The organism is Niallia sp. HCP3S3_B10, from assembly GCF_052064465.1.
In the GTDB taxonomy this organism is placed as follows: domain Bacteria; phylum Bacillota; class Bacilli; order Bacillales; family Cytobacillaceae; genus Niallia; species Niallia hominis.
In genome coordinates, this window is sequence record NZ_JBQHVO010000148.1 from 1 (window position 1) to 804 (window position 804).

Here is an 804-nt window from a genome sequence, read left to right on the forward strand (position 1 = left end):
AACAACAAATCATCAGCAATTATTAAAGAATCTAGAGTATCTGGGGCTTAAGCAAATGACGTTACATTTAAATGAAGTCATAGACTTTAGTGTAAATAATCAATTGTCCTTTAATGATACTTTGATTAAATTAACGAACTATGAAATTGATGTCCGAGAGCAAAATATGACACAGGCAATGGTGAAAGTAGGTGCATTCCCACATCGTAAAGAAATAACTGATTTCGATTTTGATTTTCAACCCTCCATTAACCGACAACAAATCTTAGATTTTTTAACGCTCCGTTTTATAGAGGAGAATGAAAATATCGTTTTCTTGGGTACAAGTGGTGTTGGAAAGACCCATTTGGCCACTTCAATCGGAATTGCCGCAGCGAAGAAACGAACTAGTACTTATTTTATTAAGTGCCATGATTTAATCCAGAATTTGAAGAAAGCACGGTTGGAAAACCGTTTAGAAAGTCGTTTAAAGCATTATGCCAAGTACAAGCTTTTAATCGTAGATGAAATTGGTTACTTGCCAATAGATGCGGAAGATGCGAAGCTCTTTTTTCAGCTCATTGACATGAGATACGAAAAGAAAAGTACGATTCTCACTACAAATGTAAATTTCAAAGAGTGGGATACAATTTTTCAAGAGACTAAACTAGCGAATGCGATTTTAGATCGTATTTTACATCACGCAACTGTCGTAACCATTGTAGGTGATTCTTATCGATTAAAGGCTCATTTAACGCAAGAAAACGAGTGATTTTGTACATCCTTACGCAAGCAAAATTGTACATATTTGTGTTGACATTTATA

The 804-nt window shown here is 34.6% G+C and carries 1 protein-coding gene; it reads left to right on the plus strand.

Annotated features, from left to right (window positions below):
- The coding region (gene istB / locus ACTNDN_RS24910) for an IS21-like element helper ATPase IstB (protein ID WP_441132571.1) at positions 1 to 751 on the plus strand (751 nt) is incomplete at its 5' end.
- Positions 752 to 804 lie beyond the last annotated feature (53 nt).